Origin of the sequence: Sphingomonas sp. LR60, assembly GCF_036855935.1 — a bacterium.
GTDB lineage: Bacteria > Pseudomonadota > Alphaproteobacteria > Sphingomonadales > Sphingomonadaceae > Sphingomonas.
In genome coordinates this window covers 2501-25041 of sequence record NZ_JASPFK010000001.1, presented here as the reverse complement: position 1 = coordinate 25041, position 22541 = coordinate 2501, and the positions used below count along the sequence as shown (strand labels likewise).

Genomic DNA, 22541 nt, shown 5'->3' with positions numbered 1-22541 from the left:
TCCACCAACGTCATTCCCGCGCAGGCGGGAATCCAGAACCTCTGACGTTTCGCCTCCGTCGCTGGACTTGCGCGTCTGGATTTCCGCCTAGGCCGCAATGACGTAGCGGGCCGAGCGCGTTCACCCCCGCTCCGCAATCGCCGCTGCCAGCGCCAGCGTGCGGCGCGCCTCCTCCAGATGCAGCCGCTCGACCATCCGGCCATCGATCCGGATCGCACCTTCAACCTCACGGCCGGTGAAAGCCTCAGCCAGCACCCGCGCCGCTTCCACCTCCGCCACCGACGGTCCAAATGCCGCATTGGCGGGCGCGATCTGCGCGGGGTGGATCAGCGTCTTGCCGTCGAACCCCCAGTCTCGTCCCTGCCGGCATTCCGCCGCGATCGCGTCGATATCGTCGAGCGTGTTGATGACGCCATCGAGCGCCACCAGCCCCGCCGACCGCGCCGCCAGCACCACTTGGCCGAGGATCGGCCACAAGGGCGCGCGGTCCACACCGGGGCGGCAGCGCAGCTCGCGCGCGAGATCGTTGGGGCCGACCACCAGCGCCGCCAGCCCAACTACGGGCGCCGCCGCGACGATCTCGCGCAGCGCCAGCACGCCGTCGCACGATTCGATCATCGCCCAGAGCGCCGGGCCGTCACCGACCATCCCGCGCGCCACCCGCAAGGTCTCGGGCGAACCGACCTTGGGCAGCAACACCGCCGCCACGCCCGACCGGGCGAGCGCCGCCAGATCGTCCGCGCCCCACGTCGTGTCGGGCGCATTGGTGCGCACCACCAGCTCGCGCGCGCCGAACCCGCCACCCCGCACCGCCGCGACCGCCGCCGCCCGCGCCGCTTCCTTCTGCGCGGGAGCGACCGCGTCCTCCAAATCGAGGATCACCACATCGCACGGTAGCGTCCGCGCCTTCTCGAGGGCGCGCGCATTCGATGCGGGCAGGAACAGCGCGCTGCGCCGCGGCCGCACCGCGTCGTTCATGCCGCCGCACCGCCCGCGGACAGCGGCGCGAACCGCGCGACCTGACGCCCGATCATCCGCAATTGCTCGACCACCGCCGGGTCGCTCGCGCCGCCCTCGTCGTCGAAGCGCGTCACCTGCGTGTTGATCGCGGCGGCGAACGGCGTCGGCCAGCCGCGCAGCGCGTGGACGATCGAGCGCAGCGCCGCGATCGTCGACCCCGTCGCCTGCCAGCCATAAGCCGTCGCGATCAGCCCGACCGGCATGTCGGCGAGATATGGTCGCGAGTCGCGCGCGGTTTCCTCCAGCAGATCGAGCGCGTTCTTGACCACGCCCGAGATGCTGCCGTGATAGCCGGGGCTGGAGATGATCACCGCCGACGCCTGCCGCACCGCCTCGACGAACGCCTGCTCCTCCGGTGTGCGCGACGTCGCACGCGGATCGTACAGCGGCAACCGCGCCATGTCGGTACCGCCGAACATCTGCGTGCGGAAACCCTGCGCCGCGGCCTCGCCCAGCGCGATCTTCAACGCGCGCTCGGTCGACGACACGCCGCCGATCGTCCCGCCGATCCCCACCACCAGCGGCGCGGGTGCGCCTTTCGCATCATCCTGCATTTGGCTATCCTTGGTTCACGCGGGCGAGGCTTGCGACAACTGTTATATCAGCGTAAGACACCAACAGCCATGCGCCCCGACCCCTACGACACCGGCCGCGTCCGCTACAACCACGCACGCGGCGATACGCCCGGCGCTCCGCCGGAGCCGCTGCCGTCGTTCGGTGCGTGGCATGAGGACGCCCGCGACGCCGACGCTGCTCATCGAGCGCCGCACTTCGACGACGGCGGCGACCTGCCGCCGCCGCGCCGCCGGCGGATCGCGTGGGGCAAGTGGATCGTCCGCGGGCTTGCGGCGTCGATCGTGCTGTTCGTGCTTGCGGTCATCTGGCTGGCCGTCACCGCGCCGCTGTCGCGCTCGCTCAAGCCACCGACGCCGCCGTCGATCACGCTGACCGCCGCCGACGGCACGCCGATCGCGCGCCGCGGCGCGATCATCGGCACGCCGGTCGACGCCAAGACGTTACCCCCGCATGTCCGTGAGGCATTCCTCGCGATCGAGGACCGGCGCTTCTACTCGCATTGGGGGATCGACCCGCGCGGCATCGCGCGCGCCGCCTGGGCGAACCTCGGCTCGGGCGGGGTCCGGCAAGGCGGCTCGACGATCACGCAACAGCTGGCGAAGAACGCCTTCCTCGACTCGGACCGTACCGCCGCGCGCAAGCTGCGCGAGGCGATGATCGCCTTCTGGCTGGAGGCGTGGCTCAGCAAGGACGAGATTCTCTCGCGCTATTTGTCGAACGTCTATTTCGGCGACAACGTCTACGGCATCACCGCCGCGTCGAAACATTATTTCGGGCGCACCCCGCAGAAGCTGAACGTCGGACAGGCGGCGATGCTCGCCGGCCTGGTCAAGGCGCCGTCACGCCTCGCCCCCACCGGCAACCTCAAGGGCGCGCGGGCACGCCAGGCGGTGGTGGTCGGCGCGATGGTCGACGCCGGCTTCCTCACCAAAGCCGAAGCCGCGACGGTTCAGCCGCAGCGCGTCCTCGCCGCACGCGCCGACACGCTCCCGACCGGCACCTATTTCGCCGATTGGGTCCTCCCTACCGCGCGCGCGGTCGCAGGCGATTCCGGCACCGAGGCGACCGTCAAGACGACGCTCGATCGCGGGCTGCAATCGACCGCCGAGCGCGTCGTGCGGCAGGCGAGCCTGCGCGGGCTGCAGGCGGCGGTGGTGGCGATGCGCCCCGACGGCGAAGTCGTCGCGATGGTCGGCGGCCGCGATTACAAGACCAGTGCCTTCAACCGCGCGGCACAGGCCAAGCGCCAGCCGGGCTCGACCTTCAAGCTGTTCGTCTATCTCGCCGCATTGCGCGCCGGGCTGACCCCCGACGACGTCCGCGATGACTCGCCAGTCGAGATCGCCGGCTGGAAACCACGCAACGACGACGGCCGCTATCTCGGACCGATCACGCTGCGCCGCGCCTTTGCGCGCTCCTCGAACGTCGTCGCCGCACGGCTGACGCAGGAGGTCGGCGTACGCAACGTCATCAAGACCGCACGCGACCTGGGCATCACCACGCCAATCCCCAACGAGGCGACGATCGGGCTCGGCACCGCCGAAGTGTCGTTGCTCGAGCTGACCGGCGCCTATGCCGCGATCGCCAACGGCCGCTATCCGGTCACGCCGCGCGGGGTCGAGGGCAATCGCAACGCAAGCTGGTATGAGAAGATCGCCGGCCGCGACAGCGAGATGCCGGGCAAGGTCCGTGACGAGATGCGCTCGCTGCTCGGCTCGTCGATCCGCGGCACCGGGCGCGACGCCAACCTGCCCGTCGACGCCTTCGGCAAGACCGGCACCAGCCAAGGCGGGCGCGACGGCTGGTTCATCGGCTTCGCGGGCAATCTCGTCGTCGGGGTGTGGGTCGGCAAGGATGACAGTTCGCCCAATCCGGGCCTGCATGGCGGCGGTATTCCCGCACAGATCTGGCGGCAATTCATGATGTCGGCGCTGCACATCCCGGTCGTCGTCGCACCCGAAGCCGACGAGATGGGCGCGCCGCTCGACAATATGGAGGAAGCGGTCGACCGTTTCGGCCGCGTGATCGACGGCGCGCAACCATCGATCGAGGACGCGGTCGACCGGCTGCGCGAGCTGGGCATCGAAATGCCGCAGCCGCCCGAGCCGCGCCAGCGCGTCCCGGTCGAGCGGTATCCCGAGGATCGCGGACCGCCTCGCGGGGACGACGGCGGACCCGACGAAGACGATGATTATCGATATTAAGCTCACCTCTCCTTCGTCGCCGCCCCTAACTTGAGCCCGGACCCGCTTCTTCTTGGCACCCGAGGCGAGAAGAAGCGGGATCCCGGCTCGAGTCCGGGTTGACCCAGTCGGATCGGGTAAGGGGCGGCCTTGACCGAGCGACCCTCGCGCTTATTGTCCTACAAAAAGCGGGAGAAGAGCTGTTCCACGTCGATTGTTGATGGCCGCCGCCATGCCGCTTGCCGCGCTCGCTGCTCCTGTTTTCGCACAGGAGCGCCCCGTCACCGTGATGTTGCACCCGGCGGTCGATCGACCGTCGACCACCTTCGAGGGCTGGGGCACCGCGCTCGCCTGGTTCGCCGATGTCACCGGCGGCTGGCCCGATGCGGAGCGTGAACGGCTGGCCGACCTCTTCTACGGCAAGGACGGCCTTGGCTGGACGATCGCGCGCTACAATATCGGCGGCGGCAATCCCGCCGACACCAAGCCGTATCTGCGTCCTGGTGGTGCGGTGCCGGGCTTCTGGCGGCAGCTGGCGGGTGCGCAGGGACGCGACTGGTGGCGTGCCGACGATCCGGCAATGTGGGATTGGTCGCAGGATCAGCGCCAGCGCTGGTGGCTCGACGCGATCCGCGACCGCGTGAAGACGCCGATCTTCGAGGCTTTCTCCAATTCGCCTCCGTGGTTCATGACCGTCTCCGGTCGCGTCTCGGGAGCCGAAAACGCGGCCGACGACAATCTGCGTCCCGGCTTCGAGCAGCCGTTCGCCACCTATCTCGCGAGCAGCGTCTTCGAGTTGCAGAAGCGCCATCACATCACCTTCCGCACGCTCTCGCCCGTCAACGAGCCCAACACGAACTTCTGGTTCGCCGCCAACAAGCAGGAGGGTGCACATTGGAGCCCGACGCGACAGGCCGCGATGATCGACGCGACCGACGCCGCGCTCAAGGCTGCCGGTCTGAAGACGGTCGTGGCCGCGCCTGACGAGACGAATTCGGTGCTCTTCCTCGCCGATTGGGCAGCCTACCCTGCCGCGACGCGCGCCCGGATCGGCCAGGTCAACGTTCACAGCTATGGTGCCATGCACCAGACTGGCGTTCGCGATGCAGCGCGTGCCGCCAGCATCCGGCTGTGGATGAGCGAGAATGACGCGCCACTCGACAAGGACCCTGAGAATTTCACGGGCATGGACTCGCCGCTGGCAATGGGCGAGCATATCGTGCTCGACATCAAGCGGCTGGAACCCGCCGCCTGGGTCTTCTGGCAAGCGGTCGAGACGCTCAGCACCGTCGACGGCGCGAAAGGAAGCAACTGGGGGCTGGTGAAGGCCGATCTGCGCGGCCCGGCGACCGGGCCCCATGCGATCCACGTCACGCAGAAATATTGGGCGATGGCGCAGTTCAGCCGCTACATCCGCCCGGGTGACCGGCTGGTGCCCGTCGACGACCTCGACACGATTGGCGCGCTGTCGCCGGACAGGCGGCGGCTGACGTTGGTCCACGTCAATCCGGGTATCACGCCGCGCCAACTGACGGTCCCCGCCGGCTGGACGACGCAGATGGTGGTCACCGATGCGACACACCGCGCCGCTTGTGTGGCCGGGACGCTCGCCCCCGCGCGCGCGATCGTCACGCTCATTTTGCGCCGCGACGGCGCGAAGGATCTGCCATGTCCCGCCTGAACCTCTACCTCCGCCGCTGGGCGCCTGCGCTGCTACTGCTCGCCGCGCCGCTGATGCTCGCCGCCGACGAACCCGCGCGCTGGGATACACCGGGTGCGGGCAATCCGCTGCTGCCCGGCTATTTCGCCGATCCCTCGATCGTGCGCGACGGCAACCGCTGGTATATCTTCGCGACGATCGACCCGTGGGGCGACGATCGTCTCGGATTGTGGACGTCGGAGAACGGCCGGGATTGGCGCTTCTCAACCCCGAACTGGCCGACCAAGGCCGCGGCGACCAGCCCGACCTCGGGAAACTCGAAGGTCTGGGCGCCATCGGTGGTCCGCGCCGCGAATGGCCGCTGGTATATGTACGTGTCGGTCGGCAGCGAAGTATGGGTCGGCAGCGCCGCCTCCCCGGCCGGGCCGTGGCGGGACGCCAATGGCGGCAAGCCGCTGATCGCCCGCGACTTTGCGCCCGCCTATCACATGATCGACGCGGAAGCGTTCGTCGACGACGATGGTCAGGGCTATCTCTATTGGGGATCGGGGCTGAACTGGACCAACGGCCATTGCTTCGTCGTCAAGCTGAAGCCCGACATGGTCACCTTCGACGATGCCCCGCGCGACGTGACCCCCGAGAATTACTTCGAGGGCCCGTTCATGGTGAAGGCGAACGGCCGCTATTTGCTGACCTATAGCGACGGCAACACCACCAAGGACACGTACAAGGTCCGCTATGCGATCGGTGCGACGCCGTTCGGGCCGTTCCACGAGGCGCCGAACAGTCCGCTTCTCCAGACCGACGCCGCGCGCGACATCATCAGCCCCGGCCACCACGCGGTGTTCCGCTCGCAGGGACGGAGCTACATCCTCTACCACCGGCAGGCGCTGCCGTGGCCTCAACCGGGTGACTCGGTGCTGCGGCAGGTCGCGGTCGATCCGCTGACGATCGCCGCCGACGGTACGCTGACGCGGGTCCGTCCGACGCACGGCAGCCAGGTGGCAGATTTCGCCGCCGCGCGCGACCGCGGCCTGTCCTGGACGCCGGCCGGTGATCGAGCGGCGGCAAAGGCCGGTGACGACAATTACGCGACGCTGTGGCGCGGGCCCGGCGCGATCGTCGCCGATCTTGGCAGCGTCCGGCGCGTGCAGGGCAGCCGCGTGCGCCCCGAGTTCGCTACCCGCAGCTACAGCTACGGCGTCGAGGCATCGCGCGACGGCAAGAGCTGGACTCCGCTGCTCGCCCCCGCCGAGCAGCAGGGGTCACCGCTCATGCTCCGTCACCCCACCGTTGCACGCTACCTGCGGCTGACCGTCGCGACGCCGGGCGCTGCGCTCTGGGAATGGTCGATCGACGGCGAAAAGGCGCAACGCCGCTAACGTCTCCGCCAGTGCGAGCGTGGCGACGCTCGCACTGGCGCGCCCCGGCGGAGGCCGGGGCGTCGCCTTACTTCACCACCTGCACCAATCGCGCCGCATCCTGCCCGGTCGGCAACCGTCCCGACGCACTCAGCCGTCCGGCGGCATCGTCCCATGTCAGCGTCGCGCTACGCCCGCCCTTGGTGCGGTAATCATTGGTCGTGCCATCGTCGTCATACAGCGTGAAGCTGGTGCTGCGCCCCGGATAGACGCGGATCTGCTCCAGCGGCTGGTTGGTCGCGGTACTCGGCACCGCCGCGCCGAACGGCACGATCGATCCGGCCCGCACGAACAGCGGGATTTGATCGATCGGTGCCGCGGCAGTGATCGTCTGCCCGCCGGGATAGCGCCGGTTCGTCCAGTAATCATACCAGTCCGCCCCCGCCGGCAGATACACCTTGCGCTCGGTCATCCCCTGATCGGTCACCGGCGCGACGAGGAACGCCGGACCGAACATATATTGGTCGCCGATCGTCACCACGTTCGGATCGTTCGGGAAATCCATGAACAGCGCGCGCATGAACGGCGCGCCGGTCTTGTAGGTGCCGTAGCCCAGCGAATAGAGGTACGGCATCAAGGCGTAGCGCAGCTTCAGGAACTTCGCGAGCACCGGCTCGGCCGCCGCGCCATATTCCCAGATCGCGGTCGCGGGGCGCTGGCCGTGGATGCGCAACGTCGGGGTGAAGCTGTTATACGCGAACCAGCGCGCGAACAGCTCGGGATAATCGGTGTAGCTCGCGCCCATCGCCGTCGCCCCGGCGGGATCGAGCAGCACCGGGCGTTGCGCGGCCGGACCGTTCGGCCACTGCCACCCGCCGGTATCGCTGCTCCAATAGGCCATGCCGCTGGCGGTGAAGCCCAGACCGGCCGGCACCTGCCGCTTGAGCACTTCCCAGGTCGACTGCACGTCCGACGACCAGAACAGCGCACCGGTCCGCTGCACGCCCAGATAGGCAGCGCGCGACAGGATCAGGTTGCGCAGATCCGGCCGATCGCGCGCGGTCCCCTGCGCCACACCCCGGTGTGGACCAGCGGGAACAGGTTGTGAAAGCGGTCGCCGGTGCCGATCGAATAATGATAGCCATCGGGCACGAGGTCCGGCTCGGTTTCGTCGAGCCAGAACCAGTCGAAGCCCTGCGACCCGATATTGTCGCGCAGCTTCTCCCAGAACCACGCGCGCGCCTCCGGGTTGGTCGAATCGATCAGCGCCCCGGCACGATCGGAGCGCACCGCCAATCCGTCGACCGGCGTGCCGTCCTTGTGGTGGAGCAGCCATCCCTTCGCCGCCAGCATGTCGTAATAGCGCGACTCCTTCTCGAACCGCGGCCACACGCTGATGATCGAGCGCATTCCCTTGGCGTTGAGCGCGTCGTTCATCCCCTTGGGATCGGGGAAGAAGTTCCGATCAATGTCGAGCTGCCCCATCCGCGTCCAATAGAACCAGTCGAGCACCATCACGTCGAGCGGATAGCCACGCCGCCGATAGCCGTCGGCAACGTCGAGCAGCTCCTTCTGCGTCTCGTAGCGCGCCTTGGACTGGATCAGCCCGAACGCCGCCTTGGGCGGCAGCGGCGTGGTGCCGGTCAGCTTGGCATAACCCGCATAGAGCTGGTCGGTGGTCGCGCCGGAAATGACGAAGAACGACACGCGCTCGCCGACGTTCGACTGGAAATGCGTGGCGTTGTTGAGCCCCGCCGACACCGTAAGCGCCGAGGGATTGTCCCAGACGATCCCATAGCCCTTGTTCGTCACCATGAACGGTACGCACACCGTCTCGCCGGCCGGCGCGTCGTAATTGTGCCGGCAATCGATCGTTCGACCCTTGAGGTCGAGCGTCCCCTCCTGGTTCTGGCCAAGGCCATAAAAATGCTCGTCCGGCTGGACCGAGAAGCTCGCGCCGACCTTGAAGGTCTGTTCGCCGGTCACGGTGTGCGGCGCACGCTCCCACCCCTTCATCTCGGTCAAAGCGCGGCCGCCGCCGTCCGCGAAGCTGATCGACACCGGCGGCAGCGATGGCGCGAAATAGCGCTGCATCTGCGACGGTGCGCCCGGCCACGGCTGCGCCTTGACGGTGACGGTCATCGCGGAGGAGGCGAATACGTCGCCGCTCGCGTCGCTGCGATGCTGCCAGCCGGCGGCGTCGGCGCTGGCGTTCGGGCCATCGCCCGGCGGTGCATCGGCGAGCGCGCGATCCAGCGCGATCGTCACGCGCACGATGTTCGGTGCGTAGGGCTCGACGGCGACCAATGCGCCATTGCGATCGAGCGTGGCGAGCGGCGCAGCGGTCGCGGGAATGGCGGTGAGCGCCGCGGCCCCCAACAGTGCGGCACGCCACGCGCGCGTCGTCCCGATCCGATCCGCCTGCTCGATCATCACCCACTCCCCGTTGCGCTCAGCGTTCGTAGCGCTACCATTCCTTTGCGGCAGGATGATCCGCCGCACAAGTCAGCCTCGACCGAGGTGACGGGAGAGGACATGATCGGACGAACCATCTTTACCGCGGGGCTAATGCTCGCGACCACGACCGCCGCGACGGCGCAGCTTCCGCGATTGGAGAGCCGCAACGGTCGCCATGCGCTGATCGTCGATGGCGCGCCGTTCACGATCCTCGGCGGGCAGGTCAACAATTCGAGCAACTATGCGGAGGCACTGAAGACCACCTGGTCGGTGCTCGATCGCATTCACGCCAACACCGTCGAGGTGCCGATCGCCTGGCAACAGGTGGAGCCGCAGGAAGGTCGCTTCGACCTCTCCTTCCTCCAGCAACTGCTCGATCAGGCGCGCGCGCACGACAAGCGCGTCGTGCTGTTGTGGTTCGGGACGTGGAAGAACACTTCGCCCGGCTACACCCCCGATTGGGTCAAGCTCGACAATCGCCGTTTCCCGCGAATGAAGAAGCGCGATGGTAGCGATCACGGTGTGCTCAGCGCGCATGGCGCGGCGACGCTGGCGGCGGATCGCGCCGCCTTCGTCAAGGTCATGGAATATCTGCGCGACCATGATCCTCAGCACACCGTCATCATGGTCCAGCCAGAAAACGAAACCGGCAGCTACCGCAACCCGCGCGATTATTCCGCCGCCGCGAACGCCTTGTTCGCCAAGGCGATTCCCGCGCCGCTCGCCAAGCGGGTCGGCCGCAACGGCACCTGGACGCAGGTATTCGGCGCGCAGGCCGATCGCGCCTTCAACACATGGTACGTCGCCTCCTACGTCGATGCGATCGCCGCGGCGGGCAAGGCGATCAAGCCGCTGCCGATGTACGTCAATGCCGCGCTCGCTGGACCCTCGAACGTTCCCGATCCGGACGGCGTGGCGAGCGGTGGCCCGCAGCAGGACGTGCTCGACATCTGGAAGGCCGCCGCCCCGCACGTCGATTTCGCCGCGCCCGACATCTATGATCGCAAGAGCGCCAACGCGACCGCGTATCTCGATAAATATGCGCGCCCCGACAACGCTTTGATGGTGCCCGAGGTCGGCAACGCGCGCGACTTCCACCGCTATGTCTACGCCACGCTCGGTCGAGGTGGGATCGGCTATGCGCCGTTCGGAATGGATGACAGCGGCTATTTCAATTTCCCGCTCGGCGCCCGCGATCTGAGCGACGCGACGCTGGCGCCGCTGGCGCTCGCCTATGGAATGTTCGGGACGATCATGCGCGACTGGGCGCGGATCGCCTACGAACGCCCGACGTGGGGCGTCGCCAAGCCCGACGACAACACCGCGCAGTCGACGCGGATGGGAGCATGGACGATCAAGGCGTCGTGGGGCGAATGGCAGTTCGGGATGCGCGACTGGACGTGGCTCAAGGCCGATCCCGCCCCATGGGCGAACGAGCCGATCGGCGGGATGGCCGTGGCGCAACTCTCCCCCGACGAATTCCTGATCGTCGGCGACCATGTCCGCGTCCAGATCGAGGCGGCGGACAAGGCCCCCGGTGCGATGATGCTACGGGTCGAGGAAGGCGCCTTCGAAAAGGGGCGGTGGGTGACGTCACGGGTCCTGAACGGCGACCAGACCGACTATGGCATCAATCTGATCGACCGGCCGCAGGTGTTGAAGGTGACGATGGGGCGCTATCGCTGACGGCGACGCGCTTTCGTCATCCCGGACCGGCACCTGGCGCGCCCGCATCCTTCTCGGCTGAGATCGTGATGGCTGGGCGCGCCAAAGCGTTGCGCCAGCGCCCGCTATCCCCCGGATATTGACGTCTAATCCAAATCTGCCACTCTTGAACCGCCACTGATGATCGGGGGGATCAGCAGGTGACGAGTCGTCATGGCTTGCCAAGGCTCTGCCCCGGCGGTGCGGCCTCATGACTGAACGATACGCCGCTTTCATCAGCTACAGCCACGCCGACGCATCCGCCGCGCGCTGGCTGCATCGTCGTCTCGAAACGTTCCGGATGCCGCGTGCGCTCGTCGGCACGGCAAGCAGCTTCGGGCCGGTGCAGCGCAAACTCCTGCCCTCGTTCCGTGACCGGGACGAACTGGCGGCAAGCGGCGATCTCGGCACGGAATTGCGCGCCGCGCTGGCCGCCTCGCGCTTCCAGATCGTGCTGTGCAGCCCCAAAGCGGCGCAGTCGCGCTGGGTCAACGAAGAGATCCTCAGCTTCAAGCGGCTCCACGGCGAACATCGCACGCTGGCCCTGATCGTATCGGGCGAGCCCTATGCCGGCGACGAGCGCGAATGCTTCCCGCCCGCGTTGCGCTTTCAACTCGGCGCCGACCAGAACCTGTCCGCTACCCCCGCCGAGCCGATCGCTGCCGACATCCGGCCCGGCAAGGATGGTCGGCGGCTGGCGGCGCTCAAGCTGATCGCCGGTGTTGCGGGGGTGCCGCTCGACGCGCTGGCCCGCCGCGACGCCGCGCGCCGCCAACGCCGGCTGATGTGGATCACCGCCGCATCGCTCGTCGTGGCGGCGGTGACGGTCGGCCTCGCCATCTACGCCGAGGGACAGCGCCGCGTCGCCGTCCGCCAGCGCGAACTCGCCGACAAGAGCCTCGATTTCCTGATCGGCACCTTCCAGATCGCCAACCCGGCGACGGAGAATCCCCGCACGATCACTGCGCTGACCATCCTCGATCGCGCCAGTCACCGTGCGGCCAACGAGCTGGCCGACGAACCGGGCGTCAGCGCGCGCTTGCTGCGCGCGACCGGGGAGATCTACACGAACCTCGGCGTCGCTGAGGAGGCGGAGCGCGACCTCAACCTTGCCTTGGCGCGATTGCCGGCCAAGGGCGAGGAGCGCGCGCGGACGCTGCTCATGATGGCTCGAATCTATCGACAACGGGGTGATGCCGGCGCGAGCACACAGGCGATCGACGCTGCAAGCAAGAGTTACGACAGCAGGTCGCCGAACGCCGAGGAACTCGATGCCGAAACAACTGAAAGCCGAGGACGCGTAGCGACGCTTAAAGCACGCTATCAGGAAGCCGCAGGGCGTTTGGGCAAGGCCGCGCAATTATATGCCGCCCTTCCTGGCGATCATCGCGACGATACTGCTCGAGCGCTACTGAATCAGGGTGAAAACCTGCTGCAAGCCGAAAACGGCAGGCAGGCGGAAGTCGTCTTCTCGCGAGCGGCTCGCCTGTATCTTGAAAAATACGGCCGCAATCATGTCCGCACCGCCGATGCTATTCGTAATCAGGCACGTGCGGATCTCGAAGCCGGTCGAGTGACGTCTGCAAAGACGCGGATTGATGAAGCTCTGGCAATTTATCAGCGCATCCTCGATCCGCTTCATCCGCTTATCGGCACGGCACTCATCCTGGATGGACGCGTGCTCACGAGAGCAGGTGAGCCAGACGCGGCCATTCGCAGCTTCGCGCGGGCAATCGAACTCTACAGCAAAGTCTACGGCGCCAACAGCACGCGAGTCGCGGACGTACAATTTTACGCCGCGGAAGCCGAGCTCGCCGCCAATCACCCTGAAAAGGCCCTTGATCGGGTGGCGATCGTAAAGCCCATTTATGATCGCGAATATGGTCCCGACGATCCCGATCAGGCCGAACTTCTGACCTTGCGCGCAAGAATACTTACTGCCGCTGGGCGGGCCGCCGATGCCTCGAAGGATTGTCACGCGGCACTCGCGCTTCGCCTTCGCCTCAATTCAGCAGATCCGGCACTCGGGACACTGCGAAGACTGTGTCAAACCGGCATCTGAAGCTGCCGTCGAATAGCTGCTGCGCGATACAGGCGTGGTGAAGATGACCCACGAAAATGAGCCGGTACTGGGGCTTTTCTCCGTTATTAAAAAGGGTTAATGATCGGAAAACTGGGGGGTTTTATGGAAAAGCTGGTATCTCGATCCCTGTGCTCGATAACGGCCGCCGCGCTCGCAGCCGCTATTGCGACTCCGGCGTCCGCGGCCGACTTCGTCCCGGGCATTTCGATCCGCAGCGTCAGCGTCACCAATTTGTATTCTTATACCTTTGATGGTCAGCCACCATCCTCCACCACGGGTGGGAGCCAGGGGCGCATCCTGCAATCGGACCGGCGCCCCGATCCTTCATCGCAACTTGGCGTGGACTATACGGGTCAGGTGACGAAGGACAGCTTCTACTTTCTCCACAACGATTATTGCGTCGGCCAGTGTCAGATCACGTCCAGCACCAACATCCGCTTCGAGGTTTCAGTCGACGACGCTGGAAATCTGGAAGGTCTTCGCTTCGACTCGTTGATCACGCCGGGACATCTCGCACTCGTCGGCATCGGAAGCTACGAGAACACGGCGGCATCGTTCGACTTCACGGTGAGCAGAACCAACGTTTCGGCTGACGGAACCATCGGTAGACCGACCGAGCTGTATTCCGCGACCGGCAATTCCGACGTGTTCGGCTTGCGCGTCACGGCTGACGGGGTCACCGACCCCTTCACTGACACCCGCAAGGGCGATAACGGTGGTGCCGGTCAATATTATGACTGGAGCGCCACGCCGCTGGGGGTGGAGCTCGGAGGCATTTTCACGGGCCAGACCTTCTTCGTGGATTACACCGCGTCATATACGGTCAAGTCCTTCAACACGTGCGTCGACATCCTGAATTGCAATGCGGCGCAAGTTATCTTCGGCGATCCACGAAATACGGGTGGTGGCACCGAGAACGCCGCCCGCATGCTGTTCGCCAACGATCCTACGATCGATGGCGGTGTCCATGCGGTGATCACGCGCGACTATGAGGCGAGCCTCATTCCCTTCGCGTTCATGGCCTCGGGCAGCGATCGGACCATCGAAACGCCGCCGCCCAATGCCCCGATCACCTATGTCGGCAACTATATTCCCAGTCTGATCGACACCGCGGGCACATCCGGTGTTCCCGAACCCACGACATGGATGACCATGATCCTCGGCTTCGGCGTCATCGGCGGCGCGTTGCGGCGGCGCGGCGGTCGGCGGATTACGGCTTGAAAGCATTGCACGTCAGTGACTTGACCGGCATGTCCTCCGAAATAGCTCCGGTTGCGGTCGGGATCACCGGTCATCGCCCCGACCGACTGATCGATGTCGACCTCGCAAAGCTGCGCGAACAGCTTGCCGAGCTGATGTGCGCGCTCGAAAAGTCGGGGCCGAACAATAGCTTCCGTCTTGTCGGCAGCCTCGCCGAGGGCGCCGACATGCTCGCCGCCGACGCCGCACTCGCGACAGGATGGCAGCTCGATACGATCCTACCGTTCGCGCGGGAAGACTATGCGACGGACTTCGACGAAGCCGCCGCGCGGGAATTCCACCGCCGTCTGGATCTCTCCGCCAACATCCTCGAATTGCCGGGGAAACGCGACGAGCCCGGCGGCGAAGCCGCCGCTTACGAGCGCGCCGGTCGCGTGATGCTGACGCAAAGCGACATCCTGATCGCCATTTGGGACGGCGGTCCGCCACGCGGTCGCGGGGGCGCAGCGCAAATCGTCGCAGAGGCGGTCGCGCAGGCAGTCCCGGTGATCGTCCTGCGCCCCGACGGCTCGCGCGCGCCACTGTTGCTGTGGAGCGGGCTGAACGATCATGAGTCGGGGCTGGAGGCCGTGGATACCGTTGCGCGCGGGACGCTCGCCGACCTTCCACGCCTCATGACGCGGCTCTCTTCGGTTCCAATAGATGCTACAACTCAGCGGGTTAGCAGAGATGCGCCGCCGCTACTGGCGATCGCCTATCCGCTGCTGCTGGCCGTCACGGGTGTGCGGCGGATCCGCTTCGCCGACCTGCGGCGCCCCTGCCCGCCGACCCGCATCGTCGCCGCCCACCCAGCCAAGACGTTGCAGACCCGCATCGACGAACAGCTCTGGCCCCGCTTCGACACCGCCGACTGCAAGGCAAGTCTCGCCGCCCAGCTGTTCCGTAGCGCCTTCGTCAGCAGCTTTGCGCTCGCCGCCTTCTCGGTGACGCTCGCGTTGCTCGGACTGGTCGTCCCGACGGCGATAAAGCCGCTGCTTGCCGCAGGCGAATTCACCTCGATCGCGCTTATCCTCATCATCACACGCTGGGGCTCGCGCGCTGGCTGGCACGGGCGCTGGCTTGAGGCGCGGACGCTGGCAGAAGAGCTTCGCTGCCTCGCGGTGTCCGCTCCGCTCGGCGATCTTTTCTTGCGCGGCGTCCGCGCCGAGGAAGGCGCCGGCGCCGGGCGGCAGCGGCGCGACATCGCGCGCCGGATCGCCTTACCTTCGGGCAAGATCGACGCTCGCTACCTGGTCGAGGCGCATGCGAGCCTTATCGCACTGCTCGACGACCAGATCGGCTATGTCGAACGCGAAGCTGGGCGAATGCATCTGCTGGAACATCGCCTGCACCGGTTCGGTGGCCTGCTGTTCACGATTACCGCCCTGGTATGCGTTTGCGTGCTGGGCATCGAACTGGTCTGGACGTTCCTCCTGCATGAGCCAGGAGTCGAACATGCCCTGCCACTTGGCGTGACAGTCGTCAGCGCATCGCTGCCTGCGATCGGCGCGGCGGTGTACGGCATCCGCATGCAAGGCGATTTCGCTGGTGCCGCGGAGCGCAACGCCGCGCTGGCGACGCATCTGATCGCGTTGCGCCGGATCGCGCAGGATGAAGTGCCGGAATTCGACTCACTGCGCCGGCTGATCCGACGGACTGCCGAACTGCTGACCGCCGACGTGTCGCAGTGGAGCCGAGCGATACGGGCACGACCGCTGAGCCTCCCCGGCTAGACTCATCTGGGTGCGCTCGGCTTCGGGTCAGCGCTAAGCGGCCACCAATCGATCGAGTTTGATGCGAACCGCCTTGGTTCCCTCGTGATCGGCAACGTGGGCGAGGAAGTTCTCACCAACACCGCCTTCGTTGGCCGTATTTGCGCGCGTTACCAAGCCTTGAAAACTGGCCGAATCGGGCGGCGGTTTACGGTTGGACGACGATCTCATCGCCTTGCGGTCGCACATTCAAGCCGTAGGCGGAGTGAAGCAGATCCAGGAAGCCGGCGCTGTTGCCGATCTGGAACGTGCCGCCGATGCGGATGTCCGCCACCTTGGAATCGGCGATGCGGATCGGGCGGTCGGTGTAGCGATTGAAGTCGGCGACGGCATCGCCCAGCCGCTGGTTGTCGAACACCAGCAAGCCATCACGCCAACCGGTCATCGCGCTGACGCGTGCGGGCGCGGCGAGGGCGACCAAGGTGCCGTGCGATTGTGCGTAGGCGATGTCGCCTTGGCCGATGACGGCGGCGCGCGCGTCGGTGCCGGCAGTCGCGTCCTCGACGCGGACGCGGCCGGACAGCACGGCGACGGTCAACTTCTCGCCCTCGCGACGGACGGTGAAGCGCGTGCCCAACACGGTGACGGTGCGCGGCCCGGCATGGACCACGAACGGACGGTCGGGCCGGTGCGCGATGTCGAAATAGGCCTCGCCCTTGTCGAGCCAGACCTCGCGCGCGTCGCCGGCCGATGCGGTTCGCACGACCGTCGCGGTGTTCAGCTCGATCCGGCTGCCGTCGTGCAGCGCGATGGTCCGCTGGACGCCGACCGGCGTCTGAACCGCGATCTGCGGGACAGCCACGAGGCGCTCGTCGGGCGATCGCAAAGCATAGGTGCCGACGCCGATCGCCACGGCCAATGATGCGGCGATGGCGCTGCCCGCGCGGGGACCGATCGTCCTGAGGGCAGGCCAAATCCTGATGCGGCGAATGCGCGGTTCTCTGGTCTGGAAGCCCAGTGCGCCGACGCGATCGGCGGCGGCCCAGCCGTGCTGCAATCGCCAGAAGGCCGCCTTGTGCGCCAGCTGCTCGTCGAGCCAGGCGGCGAGTTCGGCCTCATCCTCGGCCGACCAGTCGCCGCCTTCCCGGCGGGCGACCCAGCGTGCCGCGGTTTCCTCGATCTGTGCTGCGCGGCTCATGGTCGACGCACCTTGACCGCCGTTAGGTGTTTAGTCCTGGCATTTGGTGGATCGGGTCGACGATGAACCGGTCTGGCTCTGACGTCCAGATCTTGGCGATGTATTCGTAGGGCGTGAGACCGCTGAGCGTCTTGAGCCGGCGGGCGAAGTTGTAGGCGGCCATGAAGTCGGCGAGGTGCGTGCGCAACTGGTCGTGGCTTTCGTAGTGGAAGCGTTTGACGGTCGCCTCTTTGATGGTGCGGTTCATTCGCTCGACCTGACCGTTGGTCCATGGATGGTTCGGTTTCGTGAGTCGGTGCTCGATGCCATTTGCGTCGCAGATCATGTCGAAGCGCATCTGGCGCGACCAGGCGGTGTTGCGATTACGCGGCTGCTCGGCGAACTGGATGCCATTATCGGTGAGGATCGTGTGAACGCGGTAAGGCACGGCTTTCAGCAGGTGTTCCAGGAACTCCCAGGCTGTCCGCCTGTCAGCCTTCTCAACCAGTTGGGTGACCGCGAACTTGCTGGTGCGGTCGATGCCGACGAAAAGGTACAGTTTGCCTTCGGCGGTCTGCACCTCGGCAATATCGATGTGGAAGAAGCCGATCGGGTAGCGCTTGAAGCGCTGCCGCTTCGGCTTGTCGCCTTCGATGTCCGGCAGGCGGGAGATGCCATGCCGCTGTAGGCATCGGTGCAGCGCTGACCGGGTCAGGTGCGGGATCGACGGCTGCAGAGCGTAGAGGCAGTCGTCGAGCGGCAGCAACGTGTGGCGCCGGAACGCCACAACCATTGCCTCCTCGGCTTCAGTCAGGGTCGTTGAACGAGGGGCCTTCGGCCCGGTCTTCAGGTCCTCGACCGTCGCCCTCTTACGCCACTTCGCGACCGTCTTCGGGTTGATCCCGAGTTCCCGGCTCAGCGTCGCGAGCGAAGCTTGCGATCGCTGTATTGCTGCTCGGACGGCGTGCGTGGTCGTGGCGCACCCATGACGTACCTGTCCCATACGGCTTCCTTCCATTCCAACGAAAGGATCGCACCATCAAACCGTGGGATCAAACACCTAGCAAAGCAAGCATGCCGACGCGTGCGTGGCAGCGTTCCTGCATGCGCGAGCCATTACGGCCGTTCGAACGTTGAAGATCCCTGAAGGGATCATGGTTCATGCATCACATCACTCGCGGCGTCGGCAAGCCGCTTCTGCTCATCCATGGTTTGGGTAGCAGCTGGCGTGCTTGGCAGTTGATCCTGGACGACCTGGCAGCAGAACGATCGGTGATCGCCATCGATCTCCCCGGCCACGGTGCAACAGCGGCCGAGCAGGACAGCGGTACGTTCGAAGGGTTGGTCGGCAGCGTCGAGCGCTACCTCGTGGCGAACGATCTTGTCGGTATCGATGTCGTGGGCAGCTCGATGGGCGCCCGGATCGTGCTGGAACTGGCTCGCCGGGGGAAGGCCGGCAACGTCGTCTCGCTTGATCCGGGTGGTTTTTGGCGGGGTTGGGAGCGTTCCTTCTTCCGCACCACGATTGGCCTCTCTGCGAAGCTGCTCCGCGTCCTGCGATCGCGTCTGCCGGTGATCAGCCGCAGTGCCGCGGCGCGCGCAGCGCTATTGGCTCAGCTCTCCGCAAAGCCTGCTGCGTTGCCACCTGAGCTGGTGTGCACTGAATTGACCGGCATCACGGATACGGCAACGTTCGATAGCCTTGTCGATGACCTTGCCACGGCCCCCCGCGCACTGACGACACGGGTAAAGGATCTGGAAGCCGAGGAACGGCGACTGGAGAAGATCATTGCTGCAACGCCAGCGTCGCCGGTCGTGCGCCTGCCGGCGAACTACGAGAGCCTGTACACGCGCGCTATTGCCGAGCTCGACACGCACCTCGCCTCCACCGACGGTGCGAGCGCCCGGCAGACCATCCGCCCGCTCATCGAGAAGATCGTGGTGCAGCCAGGCAGCGCGCGTGGTGGCAAGCGCCGCCCCATCCAGCTGTACGGTGACCTGTACCGGATGCTGGCGTTCGCGGAGGAAGCGTGCGCGCCAAACGCACAACAGGCCCGTCTCTATCGAGGCGGGGCTGTTGTGGTATGGATGGTTGCGGGGACAGGATTTGAACCTGTGACCTTCAGGTTATGAGCCTGACGAGCTACCGGGCTGCTCCACCCCGCGCCGAGGTGTAGGGAGAGTGAATGGGTTCTTTTTATGTGCGAGCTGCAATGCCTGGCGGCGACCTACTCTTCCATCGCTTGAGCGATAGTACCATTGGCGCAGAGGGGTTTCACGGCCGAGTTCGGGATGGGATCGGGTGGTTCACCGACGCTATGGCCACCAGGCAATGGAGCCTGCACATAAGTTCTTCCCGGTTTTGCGGCCGGGAGGATCTGGTTCAAAATCGATGCACTGATTTACTGGCTGGATGTCATCACCCGCATCCAACGCTGTTGTTGGGGGTGTGTGCTCTCAAGCGCGAATAGGACGATTAGTATCGGTTAGCTTCACGCGTTACCGCGCTTCCACATCCGATCTATCAAGGTCGTGGTCTCCGACCGTCCTGTGAAATCTTATCTCGAGGGAGGCTTCCCGCTTAGATGCTTTCAGCGGTTATCCCGTCCGTACATAGCTACCCTGCTGCGCCGTTGGCACGACGACAGGTACACCAGAGGTACGTTCAACCCGGTCCTCTCGTACTAGGGTCAACTCCTCTCAAATTTCGACGCCCACGGCAGATAGGGACCAAACTGTCTCGCGACGTTCTGAACCCAGCTCACGTACCACTTTAATTGGCGAACAGCCAAACCCTTGGGACCTGCTCCAGCCCCAGGATGTGATGAGCCGACATCGAGGTGCCAAACAACCCCGTCGATATGAGCTCTTGGGGGTTATCAGCCTGTTATCCCCGGCGTACCTTTTATCCGTTGAGCGATGGCCCTTCCACGAGGGACCACCGGATCACTATGACCGACTTTCGTCTCTGCTCGACTTGTCAGTCTCGCAGTCAGGCGGGCTTATGCCATTGCACTCTAACAGCCGGTTTCCAACCGGCCTGAGCCCACCTTCGCGCGCCTCCGTTACTCTTTAGGAGGCGACCGCCCCAGTCAAACTACCCGCCACAGAGGGTCCCTGTACCGGTTTCACGGTACGAGGTTAGACAATAGACAACAACAGGGTGGTATTTCACCTGTAGCTCCACACCGGCTGGCGCCAATGCTTCAAAGCCTCCCACCTATGCTACACAGTTCTTGTCCACTGCCACTCTGAAGCTGCAGTAAAGGTGCACGGGGTCTTTCCGTCTAACCGCGGGTACTCCGCATCTTCACGGAGAATTCAATTTCGCTGAGCATGTCCTGGAGACAGTGGGGAAGTCGTTACGCCATTCGTGCAGGTCGGAACTTACCCGACAAGGAATTTCGCTACCTTAGGACCGTTATAGTTACGGCCGCCGTTTACCTGGGCTTCATTTCAGAGCTTGCACCCCTCCACTTAACCTTCAGGCACCGGGCAGGCGTCAGGCCCTATACGTCGTCTTGAAGCCGACTTAGCAGAGCCCTGTGTTTTTGCTAAACAGTCGCTACCCCCTGGCCTGTGCCCCCCATGATGGCTTGCGCCTACATGGGGCCTCCTTCTTCCGAAGGTACGGAGGCAATTTGCCGAGTTCCTTCAGGACACTTCTCTCAAGCGCCTTGGTATACTCTACCTGACCACCTGTGTCGGTTTCGGGTACGGTCTATACGGTGGGGCTATTTCCCGGGACAGCTTCGAAGCCAGCTCAATCCGTTAAGAGCTGACAACACACGCCATCCGTCACACACCACCAGGCCCACGAATATTAACGTGGTTCCCATCGACTACCCCCTTCGGGCTCGTCTTAGGGGCCGGCTCACCCTGCGCGGATTAGCCTTGCGCAGGAACCCTTGGTCTTTCGGCGAGAGGGCATCTCACCCTCTTTATCGCTACTCATGTCTGCATTCGCACTTCCGATACCTCCACGACCCATTACCAGATCGCTTCGCAGGCTTACGGAACGCTCCGCTACCGCGTATCCTCAGATCAAGTCTGGGACACACCCTAAGCTTCGGTGCACGTCTTGAGCCCCGTTACATCTTCGCCGCAGGAACCCTTAGCTAGACCAGTGAGCTGTTACGCTTTCTTTAAAGGATGGCTGCTTCTAAGCCAACCTCCTGGTTGTTTTGGGATTCCCACATGCTTTCCCACTTAGACGTGACTTGGGGACCTTAGCTGTAGGTCAGGGCTGTTTCCCTTTTGACGACGGACCTTAGCACCCGCCGTCTGTCTCCCGGATATCACTCCTAGGTATTCGGAGTTTGGTTAGAGTTGGTAGATCTCGCGACCCCCGCATCCATCCAGTGCTCTACCCCCTAGGGTGTCCATCCGAGGCACTACCTCAATAGTTTTCGCGGAGAACCAGCTATTTCCCGGCTTGATTGGCCTTTCACCCCTAAGCACAACTCATCCGGTAACTTTTCAACGTTAATCGGTTCGGACCTCCAGTGTGTGTTACCACACCTTCATCCTGGTCATGCATAGATCGCCGGGTTTCGGGTCTAATACTTCAAACTATGTCGCCCTATTCAGACTCGCTTTCGCTGCGCCTACACCTATCGGCTTAAGCTCGCTTGAAACATTAAGTCACAGACCCATTATGCAAGAGGTACGCTGTCAGGCCTCAAGGACCCTCCAACTGCTTGTAGGCAATCCGTTTCAGGTACTGTTTCACTCCCCTCATCGGGGTGCTTTTCACCTTTCCCTCACGGTACTAGTTCGCTATCGGTCGCATACGAGTATTTAGGCTTGGAGGGTGGTCCCCCCATGTTCAGACAGGATTACACGTGTCCCGCCTTACTCGAGTCCTTGATCATCACTTTCGCATACGGGGCTGTCACCCGCTACGGCCGAACTTTCCAGTTCGTTCTGCTAGTTGAAATCAAGGCACTGGCCTGGTCCGCGTTCGCTCGCCACTACTAACGGAATCTCGGTTGATGTCTTTTCCTCCAGGTACTGAGATGTTTCAGTTCCCCGGGTTCGCTTCTCGAAACCTATGTATTCAGTATCGAGATACTCAAATTCCCAATTACCTGACCAAAGTCAGATAATCAGGATGAGTGGGTTTCCCCATTCGGAAATCTGCGGGTCAAAGGTTGCTCACACCTCACCGCAGCTTATCGCAGCGTGCCACGTCCTTCATCGCCTGTATGCGCCAAGGCATCCACGAATTGCCCTTACCTCACGCTTGAGAGCCCACACCACCAACAACAGCGCTGGATCAGCTGAGCCGCTTGCACGGCCCACCCAACCACTCGGCATAGCGCCGCTACGGTCAATCGGTGCGGGTGATTAATCTCAGCCAGATATTA

General features: G+C 64.8%; 12 protein-coding genes, 1 tRNA gene, 2 rRNA genes and 1 pseudogene. 8 read left to right on the top strand and 8 right to left on the bottom strand.

The features are described from left to right. Positions 1–120 precede the first annotated feature (120 nt). Both QP166_RS00095 and QP166_RS00090 read right to left on the bottom strand, forming a co-directional pair. Positions 121–978, bottom strand: a complete 858-nt coding sequence (locus tag QP166_RS00095; protein WP_333914056.1) for an HpcH/HpaI aldolase/citrate lyase family protein — start codon at positions 976–978, stop codon at positions 121–123. Continuing rightward, positions 975–1574: an NADPH-dependent FMN reductase gene (locus tag QP166_RS00090; RefSeq protein ID WP_333914055.1), complete on the bottom strand. Its 600-nt coding sequence runs from the start codon at positions 1572–1574 to the stop codon at positions 975–977. Before QP166_RS00090 ends, QP166_RS00095 begins: the two co-directional genes overlap by 4 nt. A 69-nt stretch (positions 1575–1643) precedes the next feature. On the opposite strand from QP166_RS00090, the gene QP166_RS00085 reads away from it, so the two are divergent. The 3 genes from QP166_RS00085 to QP166_RS00075 all read left to right on the top strand — a co-directional run bounded on the left by QP166_RS00085 (position 1644) and on the right by QP166_RS00075 (position 6821). Next, positions 1644–3800 (top strand): transglycosylase domain-containing protein, encoded by a 2157-nt coding sequence (locus QP166_RS00085; protein WP_333914054.1) that lies wholly within the window; start codon positions 1644–1646, stop codon positions 3798–3800. Between the two features lie 199 nt (positions 3801–3999). Further along, on the top strand, positions 4000–5460 hold the full coding sequence (locus QP166_RS00080) for a glycoside hydrolase (RefSeq protein WP_333914053.1): 1461 nt from the start codon (positions 4000–4002) through the stop codon (positions 5458–5460). After that, positions 5448–6821 (top strand): family 43 glycosylhydrolase, encoded by a 1374-nt coding sequence (locus QP166_RS00075; RefSeq protein ID WP_333914052.1) that lies wholly within the window; start codon positions 5448–5450, stop codon positions 6819–6821. The genes QP166_RS00080 and QP166_RS00075 overlap by 13 nt, the downstream gene beginning before the upstream one ends. Positions 6822–6888: 67 nt before the next feature. On the opposite strand, the pseudogene QP166_RS00070 reads toward QP166_RS00075, so the two are convergent. Continuing rightward, positions 6889–9233: pseudogene (locus QP166_RS00070) on the bottom strand (glycoside hydrolase family 31 protein). Between the two features lie 102 nt (positions 9234–9335). Between QP166_RS00070 and QP166_RS00065 the strand changes: the two are divergent. From QP166_RS00065 to QP166_RS00050, 4 genes are all read left to right on the top strand, one after another. Beyond that, positions 9336–10943, top strand: a complete 1608-nt coding sequence (locus QP166_RS00065; protein WP_443027171.1) for a DUF5597 domain-containing protein — start codon at positions 9336–9338, stop codon at positions 10941–10943. Positions 10944–11172: 229 nt separating this feature from the next. After that, on the top strand, positions 11173–13023 hold the full coding sequence (locus QP166_RS00060) for a toll/interleukin-1 receptor domain-containing protein (RefSeq protein ID WP_333914051.1): 1851 nt from the start codon (positions 11173–11175) through the stop codon (positions 13021–13023). A gap of 99 nt (positions 13024–13122) precedes the next feature. Next, positions 13123–14265 (top strand): PEPxxWA-CTERM sorting domain-containing protein, encoded by a 1143-nt coding sequence (locus QP166_RS00055; RefSeq protein ID WP_333914050.1) that lies wholly within the window; start codon positions 13123–13125, stop codon positions 14263–14265. A gap of 29 nt (positions 14266–14294) precedes the next feature. Next, positions 14295–16016, top strand: a complete 1722-nt coding sequence (locus QP166_RS00050) for a hypothetical protein (protein WP_333914049.1) — start codon at positions 14295–14297, stop codon at positions 16014–16016. A gap of 187 nt (positions 16017–16203) precedes the next feature. On the opposite strand, the gene QP166_RS00045 is transcribed toward QP166_RS00050, so the two are convergent. Together QP166_RS00045 and QP166_RS00040 are read right to left on the bottom strand one after the other, a co-directional pair. Next, positions 16204–17193, bottom strand: a complete 990-nt coding sequence (locus tag QP166_RS00045) for a FecR family protein (protein ID WP_333914048.1) — start codon at positions 17191–17193, stop codon at positions 16204–16206. A gap of 22 nt (positions 17194–17215) precedes the next feature. Then, complete coding sequence (locus QP166_RS00040) at positions 17216–18175, bottom strand: IS481 family transposase (protein WP_333914047.1); 960 nt, start codon at positions 18173–18175, stop codon at positions 17216–17218. A gap of 158 nt (positions 18176–18333) precedes the next feature. Here QP166_RS00040 and QP166_RS00035 point away from each other — a divergent pair, with 158 nt between their 5' ends. Then, positions 18334–19305: an alpha/beta fold hydrolase gene (locus QP166_RS00035; protein WP_333917209.1), complete on the top strand. Its 972-nt coding sequence runs from the start codon at positions 18334–18336 to the stop codon at positions 19303–19305. Here QP166_RS00035 and QP166_RS00030 read toward each other — a convergent pair. The 3 genes from QP166_RS00030 to QP166_RS00020 all read right to left on the bottom strand — a co-directional run bounded on the left by QP166_RS00030 (position 19262) and on the right by QP166_RS00020 (position 22420). After that, positions 19262–19338: transfer RNA gene (locus QP166_RS00030), tRNA-Met, on the bottom strand. The two genes, QP166_RS00035 and QP166_RS00030, sit on opposite strands and share 44 nt — an antisense overlap. Before the next feature lie 49 nt (positions 19339–19387). Beyond that, positions 19388–19502, bottom strand: a 5S ribosomal RNA gene (gene rrf / locus QP166_RS00025). A gap of 126 nt (positions 19503–19628) precedes the next feature. Next, positions 19629–22420 (bottom strand): 23S ribosomal RNA (locus tag QP166_RS00020). Between the last annotated feature and the right edge of the window lie 121 nt (positions 22421–22541).

Coding starts and splice junctions, on each gene's coding strand:
- QP166_RS00095 (WP_333914056.1), bottom strand. CDS start 978: ATGAACGACGCGGTGCGGCCGCGGCGCAGCGCGCTGTTCCTGCCCGCA.
- QP166_RS00050 (WP_333914049.1), top strand. CDS start 14,295: ATGTCCTCCGAAATAGCTCCGGTTGCGGTCGGGATCACCGGTCATCGC.
- QP166_RS00085 (WP_333914054.1), top strand. CDS start 1,644: ATGCGCCCCGACCCCTACGACACCGGCCGCGTCCGCTACAACCACGCA.
- QP166_RS00080 (WP_333914053.1), top strand. CDS start 4,000: ATGGCCGCCGCCATGCCGCTTGCCGCGCTCGCTGCTCCTGTTTTCGCA.
- QP166_RS00035 (WP_333917209.1), top strand. CDS start 18,334: ATGCATCACATCACTCGCGGCGTCGGCAAGCCGCTTCTGCTCATCCAT.
- QP166_RS00040 (WP_333914047.1), bottom strand. CDS start 18,175: ATGGGACAGGTACGTCATGGGTGCGCCACGACCACGCACGCCGTCCGA.
- QP166_RS00065 (WP_443027171.1), top strand. CDS start 9,336: ATGATCGGACGAACCATCTTTACCGCGGGGCTAATGCTCGCGACCACG.
- QP166_RS00045 (WP_333914048.1), bottom strand. CDS start 17,193: ATGAGCCGCGCAGCACAGATCGAGGAAACCGCGGCACGCTGGGTCGCC.
- QP166_RS00075 (WP_333914052.1), top strand. CDS start 5,448: ATGTCCCGCCTGAACCTCTACCTCCGCCGCTGGGCGCCTGCGCTGCTA.
- QP166_RS00055 (WP_333914050.1), top strand. CDS start 13,123: ATGATCGGAAAACTGGGGGGTTTTATGGAAAAGCTGGTATCTCGATCC.
- QP166_RS00060 (WP_333914051.1), top strand. CDS start 11,173: ATGACTGAACGATACGCCGCTTTCATCAGCTACAGCCACGCCGACGCA.
- QP166_RS00090 (WP_333914055.1), bottom strand. CDS start 1,574: ATGCAGGATGATGCGAAAGGCGCACCCGCGCCGCTGGTGGTGGGGATC.